The sequence below is a fragment of the Ralstonia sp. NFACC01 genome, from assembly GCF_900115545.1.
Lineage (GTDB): Bacteria > Pseudomonadota > Gammaproteobacteria > Burkholderiales > Burkholderiaceae > Ralstonia > Ralstonia mojiangensis.
This window is the reverse complement of record NZ_FOWV01000001.1, coordinates 950053-965704: the sequence shown is the minus strand read 5'-3', so window position 1 is coordinate 965704 and position 15652 is coordinate 950053. Positions and strand designations below refer to the sequence as shown.

Here is a 15652-nt window from a genome sequence, read left to right as displayed (position 1 = left end):
ATTCCGCCATTCGTCGCACGCCCGTGGCGCCTGCCCAGGCGTCATTCCTATACTGCGGACATCTTCGGTTCCACCAGAGACCGCCATGTCCGCCGTGCCTTACACCCCAACTTCCCCATCCATTGAATCCGACGACGCTCTGCTGCGCCGCGCCCGACACCGCGCCGGTGCGCGCCTGGGGTTCCGCATTCACCTGCTGTCGTTCCTGGCCGTAAACGCCGGGTTGGTGGCGATAGCGCTGTCGCGTGGGCAGTTCTGGTTTGTGTGGCCACTGCTGGGCTGGGGGTTGGGCCTGGCCGCACACGGCCTGAGCCTGGCCTGGAGCCAGGGCAACGGTTACCAGCGCATGGTCGACCGTGAACTCGCCCGTTTGCGCCAGCAGGCCGGCCGCCGGTGATGCGGGAAACCCCACGCTTCAACGCCGGAGAACCGTCCGGTAAGATCGCCCGCATGTTCGCCAATGTGTCGTTCCCTTCGCTTGCCGATTGCCTGCACCTTGCCCGGCGCTGGGTGATCCGCTACGCCGTCATCATCGTCATCAATACGCTGATTGCGGCCGTGCTGGCGTTCGGTATCCGGCCGGAAGAGACGTTCTGGAAAGATTTCGTATTCAGCCAGGCGATCGGGCTGTCGATGTTCTCGCTGATCGGCATCCCGCGCCATGTGCTCTGGGGCGACGGCCCGCCCAACAAGAAGGTGTTTCCGTGGATCATCGTGGGCGCGGTGCTGATCGGCGTGCCGCTCGGGCAGTGGATTGCGCGGACGATCCTGTGCCTGCACAACCCGAACCCGGAACCCTGGCGCGCCGACAGCCTGCGCATGAGTTTCATCATCGCCATGCTGGCGGCGCTGGGCGCGACGTATTACTACTGGTCGCGCGGCAAGCTGGCCGCATTGCAGCGCCAGGCCGCGCTCGATGCGCTGGAGCGTGAAGAGGCCGAGAAGCAGGTTGTGCGTGCGCAACTGATGGCGCTGCAGGCACAGATCGAGCCGCATTTCCTGTTCAACTCACTCGCCCACGTCGATGTGCTGATCGCACGGGACCCGGCCGCCGCGCGGCGCTTGCTGCAGCATTTGATCGGCTTTCTGCGCAGCTCGCTCTCGCACGCACGCGCCGAGCAGTGCACGCTGGCGCAGGAGTTTGCGCTGCTGCGCGCGTATCTCGACATCCAGGCGCTGCGCTTTGGCAATCGCCTGCGTTTCTCCTTGGCGATGGACGATGCCATCGCCAACATCGTCATCCCACCGATGCTGATTCAGCCGCTAGTGGAAAACGCCGTGGTGCACGGCATCGAGCCCGCGCGCGAGGGCGGGGAGATCGCCCTGTCTGCGCGCCTGGCGGCCGGCAGCGAGGGCGAGCGGCTCGTGCTGGAAGTGCGCGACACGGGCGTCGGTTTCGGCAACGATGGCGCCACGGGCTCCGGGCTGGGCCTCACGCACGTGCGTGAACGCCTGTCGCGCTTGTTTGATGGCGACGCACGCCTGACGATCACGGAGACCGTGCCGCACGGCGTGACGATCATCGTCGAATTGCCGCTGGCGCACGAAACGGCGCCTGCATCGTCTCAAGCCGACGCGCCGGAATGGCGCTGCCGCTTTTCTCGCTCAACCTCCCGCTCAACCGCCAACGCCACCGGCGCGCTCTCATCGCGCGCATCCGCCGGAACCTGATCGATGCCTGCTTCTCCACGCGTGCTCATTGCCGATGATGAACCGGCACTGGCTGAAAACCTCGTCGCTGAACTGGCGGCGTTATGGCCCGAGGCCACGTTGCTGCCGGCCGTGCACGATGGCCAATCCGCGCTCGACGTGATTGACGATGCGGCTGACGGGCAGGGGCCCGATGTGGTCTTTCTCGATATCCGCATGCCGGGTTTGTCGGGCATTGATGTGGCGCGCGAGCTGTCGCAGCGGGAAGTTCGTCCGCTGGTGGCGTTCGTTACCGCATATGACCAGTTCGCGCTCGACGCCTTCGAGCAAGCCGCGGTCGACTATGTGCTCAAGCCCGTGCAGACCGAGCGCCTGGCCGAGACCGTCAAGCGGCTGAAGGACCGCCTCGGCACGCGCCTGAACGCCAACGCCAACGCCAACGCGCCTGCCGTGACCGATCCGGCGCAGACGCTGGCGGAGCTTGTCGAGCGCCTTGCCGGCCTGCAGGGCGCCCCGCAAACGCGGGCCACGCCGCAGGGCGGCTATCTGCGCTTCATCAAGGCGCTGGTCGGGCAGGAGGTGCGCTTTATCCCCGTGGATGACGTGATCTATCTGGAAGCGACCGACAAGTACGTCAACGTGGTCGCCGGCAGTGGCGAATCCCTCATCCGCACCAGCCTGCGTGACCTGCTGACCCAGCTCGACCCTGAACACTTCTGGCAGGTGCACCGCGGTACGGTGGTCAACGTGGCGCATGTGTCGAGCGCCGTGCATCTGTCGCTGGGCCGCCTGGGGCTGAAGATACGCGGGCGCACCGAGACGCTGCCGGTCGCGCGGCAATACGCACATTTGTTCCGGCAGATGTAGTCGCCGCGGCGGCGTGTTCCGCTATGATCCATTGTGTCGTCAACGGATCGAGAGCGAGAGCAGCCGCCATGGAGACACCAGTCGCACGCCACGCCAGCAACGTTGCCGAGCCACGCCACGGCGGCCAGATCCTTGTTGATGCGCTGTTGGCCCACGGCGTCGATTTGGCCTTCGGCGTGCCCGGCGAGAGCTACCTTTCGGTGCTCGAAGGCTTCTACCAGCGCCGCGACCGCGCGCGCTTCGTCGTCTGCCGGCAAGAGGGCGGCGCCGCCAACATGGCGGACGCCTACGGCAAGCTCACTGGGCGGCCTGGCATCGTCTTCTGCACACGCGGGCCGGGCGCCACCAACGCCAGCATTGGCGTGCACACCGCGTTTCAGGACTCCACGCCGCTGATTCTGTTCATCGGCCAGGTCGGCCGCGATTTCGTCGACCGCGAAGCGTTTCAGGAAATCGACTACCGCCGCATGTTCGGCCAGATGGCCAAGTGGGTCGCGCAGATCGATAGCGTCGAGCGCATCCCTGAATACATCGCACGCGCGTTCCAGACCGCCACCGCAGGCCGCCCCGGCCCGGTGGTGCTGGCGCTGCCGGAAGACATGCTGACCGAGGTGGCCACCGTGGCCGATGTGCCGCCCGAGGTGGCAACGAAAGCGCGCGCGATGGCGTGGCCCAGCCCGCACGACCTGGCCCGCTTGAAGACGCTGTTGCAGAACGCCGAGCGCCCGATGCTGCTGCTGGGCGGTTCGGGCTGGACGCCGCATGCCGCCGCCCGTATGCAAGCCTTTGCCGAGCGGTGGAATCTGCCCGCGGGCTGCGTGTTCCGCCGGCAAGACCTGTTCGACAACCGCCACCCGAATTACGCCGGCGATGTCGGCATCGCCATCAACCCGAAGCTTGCAGCGCGCGTCAAAGACGCCGACTTGGTGCTCGCCATCGGCACACGCCTGGGCGAGATGACGACCTCGGGCTACACGCTCTTTGATGTGCCCCGGCCGAAGCAGACGCTCATCCATGTGCATGCCGGCGCGGAAGAGTTGGGCCGCGTCTACCAGGCCGATCTGATGATCCACGCGTCGATGCCCGCGATCGCCGAAGCGCTGGACGGCGTATCGCCCGACTCGCCCGACACCCCGCCGCGTTGGTCTGCCTGGACAGAAGCGGCCAACGCCGATTACCTCGCCAACATCGTGCCGCCGCCGTTTGGCGGCAAGGGCATCGACATGGCCCGCGTGATGCGATGGCTGCGCGAGCGTCTGCCGCAAAACAGCATCCTGACCAACGGCGCGGGCAACTACGCCACGTGGCTGCATCGCTTCTATCAATACGGGGCGCTGGCGGCGGGCTCGCGCACGCAATTGGCGCCGACCAGCGGGGCGATGGGCTATGGGGCGCCCGCCGCAGTGGCCGCCAAAATCATCTGCCCCAACACGCCCGTCATCTGCATGGCTGGCGATGGCTGCTTCCTGATGAACGGCCAGGAATTGGCCACCGCCATGCAGTACAACGCGCCGGTCATCTTTATCGTGATCAACAACGGCATGTACGGCACCATCCGCATGCACCAGGAACGCGAGTACCCCGAGCACGTGAGCGGCACCGAACTGCGCAACCCCGACTTTGCCGCGCTGGCCAGAGCCTACGGCGCTGAAGGGCACACGGTGCGCTCGCTCGAAGGCTTCCAGTCGGCGGTGGAAACCGCGCTGGAAGCAAGCGTTGCGTCCGTCATCGAGGTGCAGACAGATCCGAACATCATCAGCCCACGCGCGACGATCGATTCGTTGCGTGCACAGTCGCGCAGTTGAATCCGCTTTCGTTTTCGCTTTTTTGTTTTTGCTAACGCCAAACCATCCATTGCCATGACGATGATTCCCGTGACTGATTTGTGCGACATGCACGAAGACAAGCTGGTGTACGGCAGCCTGCGTGTGCTCACGCCGGTATTTCGCAGCTTTGGCAAGCGCGCCGCGTTTGCCGGCCCGGCTTCCACGCTCAAGGTGTTTGAAGACAACGGCCTGGTACGCGCCGCGCTGGAAGAGCAGGGCGCAGGCCGCGTGCTGGTGATCGACGGCGGGGGCTCGCTGCGCTGCGCGCTGGTGGGCGGCAACCTCGGCAAGCTGGCCGAAGAGAACGGTTGGGAGGGCATTCTGCTCAACGGCTGCGTGCGCGACACGCGCGAGCTGGCCGAATGCAACGTCGGCATCCACGCCCTGGCGGTGCATCCGCGCAAGAGCATCAAGAAGAATGCCGGACAGCGTGAGGTGGGCGTGCAGATGCCGGGCGCGTACATCCAGTCCGGCGAGTGGGTCTATGCCGATGAAGACGGCGTGCTGGTTTCGCAGGACATGCTTGAATGACCCGCGCCAATGCCATCCACGTATTCGTCTACGGCACGCTGCGTGCCGGTGAGGCGAATGATTTGCGGGTTGCCGCAGCCAAGCGCGGCATTCCCGAACCGGAACTGCTCGGTACCGCCACGTTGCACGGCCGCCTGTACGACTTTGGCGCGTACCCCGGCCTCGTGCTGGACCCGACCGGCACCGCCGTGCGTGGCGATGTGTACCAAATCGACGCGGCGCTCGTTCCCGTGCTGGACGAGATCGAAGAGGTCTACCCCGGTGGCGATGCGCTGTTTCTGCGCGAGAACCACGCCGTCATGCTGGGCAGCGAACCGGTCGACTGCATCGTCTATCCGGTCAGCCCGCAGCACATTGCCGGGCGGCCCGTCATCACGGGTGGAGATTGGGTGGCGCATCGCCTGTCTCGAGGCTGATTCCGATTTGGAGGGGGGAGGGCGCACGATATAATTCGCGCGCTGTTCGTTCGAGCAGCCGGGTTTAGCAGCCCACCAGATGTGCCATCTAGACGGACAATGTCCGGTGCTTGTGCACGCCTATGCTTTACGGCGGGCCGGGCGGTGAGACCTTCGGGTCTGCCGGTTTCTAGATGGCCGGTCTGCTAACGCCGTCGTCAGGCCCGCCACCCTCGTTTAGCAGCGAGCGGCTGGCCTCTTCATCTAGGAGACGTCATGTCTATCGCATCGAGCGGGCATCGCCCCGCGTCTTACCCCTCGCCACCGCCCTGCATCTCCTGGCATCCGTCTTACGGAGGTGTACGTTGAACGCGCTACGCCACTACCAATCGGGCGCCCTCGCAGCCAAGGATTTTCTTTGCCGTACGCACATTGATGCGCGTGCCGGCCGGCCCTTCGTGGCCATGCGGCTGCGCTCGAAGATCGACGGCATCACGCATGCGCTGCCGCGCGAGTTCCGGGCCGGTTTCATCGATGCGGTCTATCTGTTCGTAGCAGCGGCCCTTCAGGGCAGGGCGCCCGATCTTCTGCAGTGGGATGTCTTGGCGGAAGTAGAACGCACGTCCTGAGTTTCCACCCGATCACCATCCTGAACGCCGCATCTGCGGCGTTTTTTGTGGCCTCTCGATGTGATGGGCAAGTGCCTAGGATTTTTCACAATGCGGAAAGAGGTTTTGGTCCGCAAAAATTCTGCATCGCACAGCACCATCACCTTCTTTCATGATAGAAAAAATCTTTCCGCATCATGAAACATCGATGCTAAGTTGTTGAAAAATAACAAGTAAAAACTTCAATTCCTGCGCATGTTCTGCTTGTTGCGCTGCACTCGCCATTTCTACACTCTTATATAAGACATATGACCTGAGCCACCTGGCTGCGCCCCAAGAAGGTGCGAGCGGCTCAAGGCGCAGAGTGAGTTACCCGGTTTTTATTTGATGGATGCGATCAAACAGGAGAGTGCGATGTCACGCGAACTCGAAGTGCAAAAGCTGCAGAAGGAATGGGATACCAACCCGCGTTGGAAGGGCATCAAGCGCGGTTATACGGCTGAAGACGTGGTGCGTCTGCGCGGTTCGCTGCAGATCGAGCACACGCTGGCCAAGCGTGGTGCCGAAAAGCTGTGGGACCTGATCAACAACGAGCCCTTCGTCAACGCCCTGGGCGCACTGACGGGCAACCAGGCCATGCAGCAGGTGAAGGCCGGCCTGAAGGCGATCTATCTGTCGGGCTGGCAGGTGGCGGGCGACGCCAACAGCAACGGCGAGATGTATCCGGACCAATCGCTGTACTCGGTGGATTCGGTGCCCAAGGTCGTCAAGAAGATCAACAACACGTTCCAGCGCGCTGACCAGATCCAATGGTCGGAAGGCAAGGACGACATCGACTTCTTCGCGCCGATCGTGGCGGATGCAGAAGCCGGCTTCGGCGGCGTGCTGAACGCGTTCGAACTGATGAAGGCCATGATCGAGGCCGGTGCCGCCGGCGTTCACTTTGAAGACCAGTTGGCCGCCGTGAAGAAGTGCGGCCACATGGGCGGCAAGGTGCTGGTGCCGACCCGCGAAGCCGTGAGCAAGCTCGTGGCCGCGCGTCTGGCTGCCGACGTGATGGGCGTGCCGACCGTGCTGATCGCCCGCACCGACGCAGAAGCCGCTGACCTGCTGACCACCGATGTGGACGAGAACGACAAGCCGTTCTGCACCGGCGAGCGCACCGTTGAAGGCTTCTACCGCACCAAGCCGGGTCTGCAGCAGGCCATCTCCCGTGGGTTGGCGTATGCGGAAGTGGCCGACCTCGTGTGGTGCGAGACCGGCAAGCCCGATCTCGAATACGCCAAGAAGTTTGCCGAAGCCATCCACGCCAAGTTCCCGGGCAAGATGCTCGCCTACAACTGCTCGCCGTCGTTCAACTGGAAGAAGAACCTGGACGACGTGACGATCGCCCGATTCCAGAAGGAACTCGGCGCGATGGGCTACAAGTTCCAGTTCATCACGCTGGCCGGTTTCCATGCCCTGAACTACTCGATGTTCAACCTGGCGTACGGCTATGCCCGCAACCAGATGAGCGCATTCGTCGAACTGCAAGAGGCCGAGTTCAAGGCGGCGGAAAAGGGCTTCACCGCGGTGAAGCACCAGCGCGAAGTCGGCACGGGTTACTTCGACGCGGTGACGCAGACCATCGAACGCGAGGCGTCAACCACGGCGCTGAAGGGCTCGACGGAAGACGAACAATTCTTCGAAGAAACGGCGCAAGCCAAGAAGGTTGCCTGAGGCTGCCGACGCATCCGGCACTTGGGTATCCGGGCCGGCCGTGCTGACCACACGCCGGCCTCTCGAACCGCGCTTCCTCAACGGCGCGGTTTTTTTTCGTCCGGGATATTGCGACGTGTACGGCGTGGCCGCTCAGGCGCGCTTGAAGATCGATTCCAGATCCAGCGCCGACGTGGGTGTCGCGTGCAGGTCGAGCGAGTGCTCGATGTGCTCCAGATGCTCGCGCATCAGGTCGTGCGCACGCTTGGCATCGCCGGTGGCGATCGCTTCGGTCAGGGTGTCGTGCTCGTGCTCGGGGCACGCGGGCAGGCCGGGGCGGTCATAGAGCGTGATGATCAGGCAGGTGCGCGACACCGCCTCGCGCGTCAGCCGTTCCAGCACATGGTTGCCGGCCATCTCGGCAATGAGGACGTGGTATTCGCCGGACAGACGGATGGTGGCCGCGCGGTCGCCGCGTTCCCGTGCGGCGTGTTCTGCCGCGATGTGTTCGCGCAGGCGTTTGGCCTTTGCCGGCGTACACGCGTTTGCCAGCATGCTGGCCAGTTCGGGTTCGATGATGCGGCGGGTCTGGAAAACGTCGCGCGCCTCTTTCACGGAAGGCTGCGCGACGAACGCGCCCTTGTTCGGCACGAGGGTCACCAGATGCTCATGCGCCAGCCGGGCCAGCACCTGGCGGATGCGCGGCCGGCCGGCGCCGGTCGCTTCGCACAGCCGTTCTTCGACCAGCTTGGTGCCGGCCGGCAGTCGGTGCTCCATGATGGCCGTCAGCAGGCCCTGGTAGATCGGTTCGGCAGCCGGTTGGCTGTCGGCAGGTTCCCGTGCGGGTGCGGGCATGGCAGGTGGCGGTGCAGAAGAAAAAGCGGAATGGTGCATGGTAGCAAATGCTCCACTCCGCTTTGCGCTACGCCAACGCAAAGGGGGCAAGCATCCCGGTATAGGGTTTCGGAAGCGGCCGGGCCCAGTCGCCGCGCTTGCTGGTGGAAAGCCGCATGCCGACCAGCGCCTCGACCAGCTTCACCGCAGCCACGACACCGTCGATAACCGGCACGTGCAGCTCGGCGCTCAGGTCTTCACACAGGTCGGCCATGCCGGCACAGCCGAGCACGATGCAGTCGCTGCGGTCTTGCGCGAGCGCGCTGCGGCAGGCTTCGAGGATGATCTGGCGTGCGTTGGAGCCGGGTTTCTCGAGGTCCAGGACGGGCAGGTCGCTTGCATGGACGTTGCGGCACGCATGCCGCATGCCGTAGCGCTCGGCCAGGTGCCAGGCCATGCCGACGGTGCGCTCGAGCGTCGTCACCACGCTGAAGCTGTTGCCGATCAGGCTCGCCATGTGCATGGCCGCTTCGGCGATGCCGATTACCGGGCCGTGCGCAAGTTCACGTGCAGCGTAGAGGCCGGGGTCACCAAAGCAGGCGATGACGTAGGCATCGGCGCCATCGCGTTCGCCGTGGCGGATTTCTTCCAGGATGCCGGGCACCGAGAGCGCTTCGTCGTAATGGCTTTCGATCGAAGCCGGGCCCATCTTCGGGCTCACCGCCGTGATGCGCGTGCCCGATGCGGCCGCGGCTTGCGCGCAGCGGCCGATGAGCGCGGTCATGCTCGTCGTGGTGTTGGGATTGATGATGCGGATGTCCATGTTGTTGATGCGTGGATGACGCCGGTTAGCGGGAGAGGGTGCCTTGCTTGCGGCTGAGCACGGTGTAGAGCACCAGCGCGATGCCCACGCCGATGAACCAGCTGTAATTGGCCAGCACATGCAGCCGTTCGAAGACCACGCACGCCATCGGAATCAGCGCGGACGGGATCATCGTCCAGACGGCGGCGGGGTTGTAGCCGTTGCGGTACCAGTAGCGGCCCGTGGGGCGCAGCGTGTAGAGGTCGTCGACATGCACCTGCTGCCGCTGCACAAAGTAGTAGTCCGCGATCAGGATGCCGAACAGCGGGCCGATGAACGCGCCCAGCACGTCGATCGTGTAGTGGATCACCTCGGGGTTGTTGTAGAGGTTCCAGGGCGTGATGAAGATCGACGCGACTGCCGCGATCATGCCGCCCGTACGCCAGCTGATGTGCTGCGGCGCCACGTTGGAAAAGTCGAACGCCGGCGACACGAAGTTGGCGACGATGTTGATGCCGATGGTCGCGATCATGAACGTGAGCGCGCCGAGCACGACGGCCGTGATGTTGTCGATGCGGGCAACCACGGCGACGGGGTCGGAGATCATCTCGCCGAACACCGGCAGCGTGGCCGACGTGGTGACGACCGTCAGCAGCGCGAAGCCGAGAAAGTTGACTGGCAGCCCCCAGAAATTGCCGCGTTTGACGGAGGTGAAATCCTTGCCGTAGCGGGAGAAGTCACCGAAGTTCAGCATCGGGCCGGAGAAGTACGACACCACCAGCGCGATCCCGCCGAGCACCACCGGCACGGCATCCCAGCCCTCGTATTTGAGAAAGGAAAGCGTGAGGTTGATGTTGTTCCAGCCGGCCTTGTGCACCAGCCATGCGGCCAGCGCGATCATCACCACATACACCGCCGGGCCTGCCCAGTCGATGAACTTGCGGATCGATTCCATGCCGTGCCAGAACACGAACGCCTGCAAGACCCACAGCAGCATGAACGCCGCCCAACCGAGCGTCGACAGGCCGACAAAGCCGTGCTGCGCGACGTCGGCATACGGCGCGAGCTGCGGCATGAACTTCAGCGCCAGCACGATGAACGCGCTCGATGCCAGATAGGTCTGGATGCCGTACCAGGCCACCGCAATCAGCCCGCGGATGATGGCCGGAATGTTCGCGCCCAGCACGCCGAACGACGCGCGGCAGATCACCGGATACGGCGTGCCCGTCGCCTGGCTGGGTTTGGCGACGAGGTTGCAGAACACCTGCACGATCACGATGCCCACCAGCAATGCAAACAGCACCTGCAGGCTCGACAGGCCCAGCGAGAACAGGCTCGCTGCCGTCAGATAACCGCCCACGCTGTGCACGTCCGACATCCAGAACGCGAAGATGTTGTAGGTGCCCCAGGACTGCTTGCGCAGCGGCGCCAGATCTTCGTTGGTGAGCCGCGGGTCGTAGTGCGGCTTGATGATGACGTGGGGATGCGCGTGTGGCGAATCAACCGCCTGCGCCGCCGAAGCGGTGGTCGTGGTCATGCTGTCTCCTTTGGTTTTTTGCCGGTTTCAGGACCGGGCGATCTTGTGCGCAAAAATGTACACAACTTGTTTTCGTTTTGTGTACAAAGTTGTATGCGTCAGGAAGCCAAGAGTCAAGGAGAAAAAAAAGCCGCCTGAAAAGGCGGCTGGTTATCGTGCTTGCGGGAGGTCGATTCAGCGGTAGACGATCACCGGAATCTCGGTATGCGTGAGCACCTTCTGCGTTTCGCTGCCGAGCAGCAACCCGGCCAATCCCCGCCGCCCGTGCGAGGCCATGAAGATGACGTCGCAGCCATGGCGTTCGGCCGCGTCGATGATGCCCATGTACGGGACGGCGAAGCAGCTCATGTCGGTGTCGCACGTGATGCCGGCGCTGACGGCGGCGTCTTCCACGTCCTTGAGGACCACACGCGCTTGCGCTTCGACGCGCTCCTTGAACGCCTGGGGCGTCTCCACGACGATCTCGGAAAACGGCGTGTACGGGTATTCCTCCAGGCAGGTGTAGGCCGTCAGGCGCGCGCCCAGCGTCTTGGCAAAGTCGAGCGCGCCCGCCACTGCCTTGCGCGACAGCTCGGAACCATCGGTCGGGATGAGGATGTGCTGGAACATGCGGCCTCCTGAGGTGGGATGCGGGAAGACGTTCTTGTCTTGATTGTAGGCCGCATGCGGTGTTTCACCCACTCGGGGTGATTGCTAATCCATCCCGATCAAGGCGTCTGCCCGGCGCCAGTAGGCCGGGTTGCCATACGTGTTCTTGAGGAAGTCGATGAACAGGCGCACGCGCAGCGGCAGATGCTTGCGCTGCGGAAACACTGCGTGGATGCCGATCGGCGGCGCTTCAAAGGCGTCGAGCACCGTCACCAGCTTGCCGGTGGCAATGTCGTGCCCGACCTCCCACCATGAGCGCCACGCCAGGCCGTAGCCTTGCAAACACCACTCGCGCAGCACGGCGCCGTCGGTGCATTCCATCGTGCCCGACACCTTCACGGTGACGGCCTTGCCGCCTTGCTGGAAGACCCAGCCGCGCTGCACGTTGGCGCTGGCGCCAAAGGCCAGGCAGTTGTGGGTGGAAAGCTGCTCCACCTGCGTCGGAACGCCACGGCGCTCCAGGTACGACGGCGCAGCCACCACCACGCGGCGGTTTTCCCACAGGCGGATCGACACGAGGCTCGAATCGGGCAGATCGCCCAGCCGGATGGCGCAGTCGAAGCCTTCGTTGACGAGGTCGACGACGCGGTCGCCCAGGTCCAGCGTCATCGAGACATCCGGATGTGTCTCGATGAAGTCCGGCACCATCGGGGCGACATGACGGCGGCCGAAACCGGCGGGGGCGGTCACGCGCAGATGCCCGCTGGCTTTCACGCCACCGGCCGAGACGCTGGCCTCGGCGTTGTGCAGGTCATTGAGAATGCGCTGGCAATCTTCCAGGAAGGCTGATCCCTCGAACGTCAGCGTGATGCGCCGCGTGGTGCGGACGAGGAGTTTGACCCCGAGGCGTTCTTCCAGCGCGTCGATGCGGCGCCCGATGATGGCAGGCGCCACGCCTTCAGCGGCGGCGGCGGCGGATAGGCTGCCGCGTGTTGCGACGGCGACAAAGGTTTCGAGCTGCTTGAAATGATCCATGCCTGATGTATACCGTGCCGACCGGGGCCTGCGGGATTGTGACGAATATAAAGGTTATCACTCGTCATTCCGTCGGTAAAAGTTAAAGATCAAGTGACCATTGCCGTCTTTGTGCGGTGCGTCAGCTTTTCTAAAATGGCCCTCGTTGCGAAGGTCGGCAAGGCGTTCTGCTCAATGGAACGCTCGAGCGCGTGGCCTTCAGGTCCGTGGAGCTTCTGATGAGTTCGATTCGCGCGGTGGTCTTCGATGCCTATGGCACGTTGTTCGACGTGTATTCCGTGGCCGCGCGCGCCGAGCAACTGTTTGCCGGCAAGGGCGAAGCGCTCTCAGTGCTCTGGCGCGACAAGCAGATCGATTACACGCGCATCCGCTCGCTGGCCGGCCCCTCGGGCGAGCACTACAAGCCGTTCTGGGATATCACCGTCGATGCGCTGCGCTATGCGGCGGCGCGCCTGGGCGTAGAGCTTTCCGCCCACGACGAAGCCACGCTGATGCGCGAATATGCGTGCCTGTCGGCGTTTCCGGAGAACGTGCCCGCGCTGCGTCGCCTGCGCGAGATGGGCTTGCCGCTCGGCATCCTTTCCAACGGCAACCCGCAGATGCTCGACATTGCCGTGAAGAGTGCCGGGATGTCCGGGCTGTTCGATCACGTGCTGTCGGTCGACGCGGTCAAGCTCTACAAGACCGCGCCGCAAGCTTATGCGTTGGCGCCACAAGCGTTTGGTGTGCCTGCGGAACAGATTCTGTTTGTCTCGTCCAATGGCTGGGATGCCTGCGGCGCGACCTGGTACGGCTTCACAACGTTCTGGATCAACCGCCTGGGGCATCCGCCCGAGGCACTCGACGTGGCGCCCACCGCGGCCGGCCACGACATGCGCGATCTGCTGCAGTTCGTGCAGGCAACACAAGCGACATAAGGCATTGCGTTCAATCGGCCCAGCCATAGGACCGAACCCGTTCAACCCTCACATCATCCTCTGGAGAACAACCATGGCGCTCACGCTGCCCCAAGGCATGGAGATCAAGGCCGAGATTCTGCCGGCCTACGAAGACATTCTGACCCCCGAAGCACTGGCGCTGGTTGCCAAGCTGCACCGTGCCTTCCAGCCGCGTCGCAAGGAGCTGCTGGCGGCCCGTGTCGAGCGCGCCAAGCGCCTGGATGCTGGCGAGCGCCCGGATTTCCTGGCTGAAACGAAGGCCGTGCGCGAAGGCGACTGGAAGGTTGCTCCGATTCCGCCGGCACTGCACTGCCGCCGTGTGGAAATTACCGGCCCGGTCGATGCCAAGATGGTCATCAACGCGTTCAACTCGGGCGCGGACAGCTACATGACCGACTTCGAAGATTCGAACTCGCCGAGCTGGCACAACCAGATCCAGGGCCAGGTCAACTTGAAGGCCGCCATCCGCCGTACGCTCACGCTGGAGCAGAACGGCAAGACCTACAAGCTCAACGACAAGATCGCCACGCTGCAAGTGCGTCCGCGCGGCTGGCACCTGGACGAGAAGCACGTGCTGATCGACGGTGAGCGCGTTTCCGGCGGCATCTTCGACTTTGCGCTGTTCCTGTTCCATAACGCCAAGGAGCAAATCGCTCGTGGCGCCGGCCCGTTCTTCTACCTGCCGAAGATGGAAAGCCACCTGGAAGCGCGCCTGTGGAACGACATCTTCGTGATGGCGCAGAACGAGATCGGCCTGCCGCAAGGCACGATCAAGGCCACCGTGCTGATCGAAACCATCCTCGCTGCATTCGAGATGGAAGAAATCCTGTACGAACTGCGTGAGCACAGCGCAGGCCTGAACGCCGGCCGCTGGGACTACATCTTCTCGTGCATCAAGAAGTTCAAGGTCGACAAGAACTTCTGCCTGGCTGACCGCGCCAAGGTGACGATGACCTCGCCGTTCATGCGCGCCTACGCGCTGCTGCTGCTCAAGACTTGCCACAAGCGCGGTGCGCCCGCCATCGGCGGCATGAGCGCGCTGATCCCGATCAAGAACGATCCGGAGAAGAACGCCATCGCCATGGCTGGCATCATCGGCGACAAGAAGCGCGACGCGACCGACGGCTACGACGGCGGCTGGGTGGCTCACCCGGGCCTGGTCGAGCCGGCCATGAAGGAATTCGTGGCAGTGCTGGGCGACAAGCTCAACCAGTTCGAGAAGCAACGCCCGGACGTGGAAGTGAAGGCGGCTGACCTGCTGGACTTCCAGCCGGAAACGCCCATCACCGAAGCCGGCCTGCGCATGAACATCAACGTCGGCATCCACTACTTGGGTGCCTGGCTGGCCGGCAACGGTTGCGTGCCGATCCACAATCTGATGGAAGATGCCGCTACGGCCGAGATCTCGCGCTCGCAGGTGTGGCAGTGGATCCGCTCGCCCAAGGGCAAGCTGGAAGACGGCACCAAGGTCACGGCTGAGCTGGTGCGCGGGCTGATCCCGCAAGAGTTGGCCAAGGTGAAGGAGACGGGTGCGGTGGGCCATTTTGACCGCGCTGCAGAAATCTTCGAACAGATGTCGACGTCGGAAGACTTTGCGGAATTCCTGACCCTGCCACTGTACGAAGAAATCTAAAAAAATCGCTCACGATCCTACTGCGCGCCCCGATCTTGGCCCTGTGATGCTCGCCGTACTCATGCACGGCTGCGCTTCTCGCGCCAACCTCGGGTCGCTCGCTACGGATCGTGAACGATTTTTAAGCGATGCTTGGATCGCAACGGAAACGCCGGCTGGGGTAACCCGCCGGCGTTTTTCATTTGGCGCAGGGCCGGCCAAGCCGCGCGATAATGTCACGAAACCTTGCGGAGGCCGCTTTGCGCTTTGAACACCTGGTGGAAGTCAACGATCCACTGAACCCCCTCATCGACACGCTGACCCTGAACCAGATCTGGCAAGGCCTGGTACTGCGCGTGCGCGAGCAAACCGAATTTGTCGAAAGCCTGGACGAATGCATCATCACCGCTGAAGGTGACGGCTGGGTCGAGCGCGAACTTGTGTTCGGCAAGGCGCGCATCCAGGATCGCGTGACGCTTGAGCCGCACAAGCGCGTGACCTACACCACCGCAGCCACCGGCGAACACGCCGGCGGCTCGCTGACCATGACGATCGAGAGCAACGAGGTCAACGCCGCGTTCATCCGCTTCGTCTACGACACCACGTTGCCCAACGCCGACGAAACCGGCGACACGCGCTACGCCGAGATCGTCAAATCCGCCTATCGCGAATCCGACATCGACACCGTGCGCCGCATCCGGGAGATCGCCGCCACCGGCCGCCTCGGCTGA

At 63.7% G+C, this 15652-nt stretch carries 16 protein-coding genes; 11 read left to right on the top strand and 5 right to left on the bottom strand.

Going from position 1 to position 15652, the window contains the following annotated elements:
* Positions 1-85 precede the first annotated feature (85 nt).
* From BM136_RS04590 to aceA, 8 genes are all read left to right on the top strand, one after another.
* Positions 86-397 (top strand): 2TM domain-containing protein, encoded by a 312-nt coding sequence (locus tag BM136_RS04590; protein ID WP_092970632.1) that lies wholly within the window; start codon positions 86-88, stop codon positions 395-397.
* Positions 397-1671 carry a sensor histidine kinase gene (locus BM136_RS04585; protein ID WP_092970630.1) on the top strand — a complete coding sequence of 425 codons (1275 nt, stop codon included), beginning with the start codon at positions 397-399 and terminating at the stop codon, positions 1669-1671. Before BM136_RS04590 ends, BM136_RS04585 begins: the two co-directional genes overlap by 1 nt.
* A gap of 3 nt (positions 1672-1674) precedes the next feature.
* On the top strand, positions 1675-2517 hold the full coding sequence (locus tag BM136_RS04580; protein ID WP_092970628.1) for a LytR/AlgR family response regulator transcription factor: 843 nt from the start codon (positions 1675-1677) through the stop codon (positions 2515-2517).
* A gap of 68 nt (positions 2518-2585) precedes the next feature.
* Positions 2586-4322, top strand: coding sequence for a thiamine pyrophosphate-binding protein (locus BM136_RS04575; protein ID WP_092970626.1), 1737 nt, complete (start codon positions 2586-2588; stop codon positions 4320-4322).
* A 54-nt stretch (positions 4323-4376) separates the two neighbouring features.
* Positions 4377-4874, top strand: coding sequence for a ribonuclease E activity regulator RraA (gene rraA, locus BM136_RS04570; protein WP_027677514.1), 498 nt, complete (start codon positions 4377-4379; stop codon positions 4872-4874).
* On the top strand, positions 4871-5290 hold the full coding sequence (locus BM136_RS04565; RefSeq protein WP_045204154.1) for a gamma-glutamylcyclotransferase family protein: 420 nt from the start codon (positions 4871-4873) through the stop codon (positions 5288-5290). The genes rraA and BM136_RS04565 overlap by 4 nt, the downstream gene beginning before the upstream one ends.
* Before the next feature lie 344 nt (positions 5291-5634).
* A complete protein-coding gene (locus tag BM136_RS04560) occupies positions 5635-5898 on the top strand; it encodes a hypothetical protein (RefSeq protein WP_092970624.1) in 264 nt (87 codons plus the stop codon).
* A 393-nt stretch (positions 5899-6291) separates the two neighbouring features.
* Complete coding sequence (gene aceA / locus BM136_RS04555) at positions 6292-7596, top strand: isocitrate lyase (RefSeq protein WP_024975843.1); 1305 nt, start codon at positions 6292-6294, stop codon at positions 7594-7596.
* A 132-nt stretch (positions 7597-7728) separates the two neighbouring features.
* Here the strand turns inward: aceA and BM136_RS04550 are convergent, their stop codons facing one another.
* From BM136_RS04550 to BM136_RS04530, 5 genes are all read right to left on the bottom strand, one after another.
* Positions 7729-8469 carry a GntR family transcriptional regulator gene (locus tag BM136_RS04550; protein ID WP_254775605.1) on the bottom strand — a complete coding sequence of 247 codons (741 nt, stop codon included), beginning with the start codon at positions 8467-8469 and terminating at the stop codon, positions 7729-7731.
* Between the two features lie 28 nt (positions 8470-8497).
* Entirely contained in the window at positions 8498-9232 is a 735-nt protein-coding gene (locus BM136_RS04545) for an aspartate/glutamate racemase family protein (protein WP_092970622.1), read from the bottom strand.
* A 25-nt stretch (positions 9233-9257) separates the two neighbouring features.
* Entirely contained in the window at positions 9258-10748 is a 1491-nt protein-coding gene (locus BM136_RS04540) for an NCS1 family nucleobase:cation symporter-1 (RefSeq protein WP_092970620.1), read from the bottom strand.
* Positions 10749-10922: 174 nt separating this feature from the next.
* The gene (locus tag BM136_RS04535) at positions 10923-11357 is read right to left on the bottom strand and encodes a universal stress protein (protein ID WP_027677510.1); all 435 of its coding nucleotides are present in this window, start codon (positions 11355-11357) and stop codon (positions 10923-10925) included.
* Positions 11358-11441: 84 nt separating this feature from the next.
* Positions 11442-12371: a LysR family transcriptional regulator gene (locus tag BM136_RS04530; protein ID WP_004626580.1), complete on the bottom strand. Its 930-nt coding sequence runs from the start codon at positions 12369-12371 to the stop codon at positions 11442-11444.
* Positions 12372-12589: 218 nt separating this feature from the next.
* On the opposite strand from BM136_RS04530, the gene BM136_RS04525 reads away from it, so the two are divergent.
* The 3 genes from BM136_RS04525 (at position 12590) to BM136_RS04515 (ending at position 15652) form a co-directional block, all read left to right on the top strand.
* Positions 12590-13288: a haloacid dehalogenase type II gene (locus tag BM136_RS04525; RefSeq protein WP_012761859.1), complete on the top strand. Its 699-nt coding sequence runs from the start codon at positions 12590-12592 to the stop codon at positions 13286-13288.
* 73 nt (positions 13289-13361) lie between these two features.
* Positions 13362-14942 carry a malate synthase A gene (gene aceB, locus BM136_RS04520; RefSeq protein WP_092970618.1) on the top strand — a complete coding sequence of 527 codons (1581 nt, stop codon included), beginning with the start codon at positions 13362-13364 and terminating at the stop codon, positions 14940-14942.
* A 239-nt stretch (positions 14943-15181) separates the two neighbouring features.
* Positions 15182-15652 (top strand): SRPBCC family protein, encoded by a 471-nt coding sequence (locus tag BM136_RS04515; protein WP_024975835.1) that lies wholly within the window; start codon positions 15182-15184, stop codon positions 15650-15652.

Coding starts and splice junctions, on each gene's coding strand:
- BM136_RS04590 (WP_092970632.1), top strand. CDS start 86: ATGTCCGCCGTGCCTTACACCCCAACTTCCCCATCCATTGAATCCGAC.
- BM136_RS04585 (WP_092970630.1), top strand. CDS start 397: ATGCGGGAAACCCCACGCTTCAACGCCGGAGAACCGTCCGGTAAGATC.
- BM136_RS04580 (WP_092970628.1), top strand. CDS start 1,675: ATGCCTGCTTCTCCACGCGTGCTCATTGCCGATGATGAACCGGCACTG.
- BM136_RS04575 (WP_092970626.1), top strand. CDS start 2,586: ATGGAGACACCAGTCGCACGCCACGCCAGCAACGTTGCCGAGCCACGC.
- rraA (WP_027677514.1), top strand. CDS start 4,377: ATGACGATGATTCCCGTGACTGATTTGTGCGACATGCACGAAGACAAG.
- BM136_RS04565 (WP_045204154.1), top strand. CDS start 4,871: ATGACCCGCGCCAATGCCATCCACGTATTCGTCTACGGCACGCTGCGT.
- aceA (WP_024975843.1), top strand. CDS start 6,292: ATGTCACGCGAACTCGAAGTGCAAAAGCTGCAGAAGGAATGGGATACC.
- BM136_RS04550 (WP_254775605.1), bottom strand. CDS start 8,469: ATGCACCATTCCGCTTTTTCTTCTGCACCGCCACCTGCCATGCCCGCA.
- BM136_RS04545 (WP_092970622.1), bottom strand. CDS start 9,232: ATGGACATCCGCATCATCAATCCCAACACCACGACGAGCATGACCGCG.
- BM136_RS04540 (WP_092970620.1), bottom strand. CDS start 10,748: ATGACCACGACCACCGCTTCGGCGGCGCAGGCGGTTGATTCGCCACAC.
- BM136_RS04535 (WP_027677510.1), bottom strand. CDS start 11,357: ATGTTCCAGCACATCCTCATCCCGACCGATGGTTCCGAGCTGTCGCGC.
- BM136_RS04530 (WP_004626580.1), bottom strand. CDS start 12,371: ATGGATCATTTCAAGCAGCTCGAAACCTTTGTCGCCGTCGCAACACGC.
- BM136_RS04525 (WP_012761859.1), top strand. CDS start 12,590: ATGAGTTCGATTCGCGCGGTGGTCTTCGATGCCTATGGCACGTTGTTC.
- aceB (WP_092970618.1), top strand. CDS start 13,362: ATGGCGCTCACGCTGCCCCAAGGCATGGAGATCAAGGCCGAGATTCTG.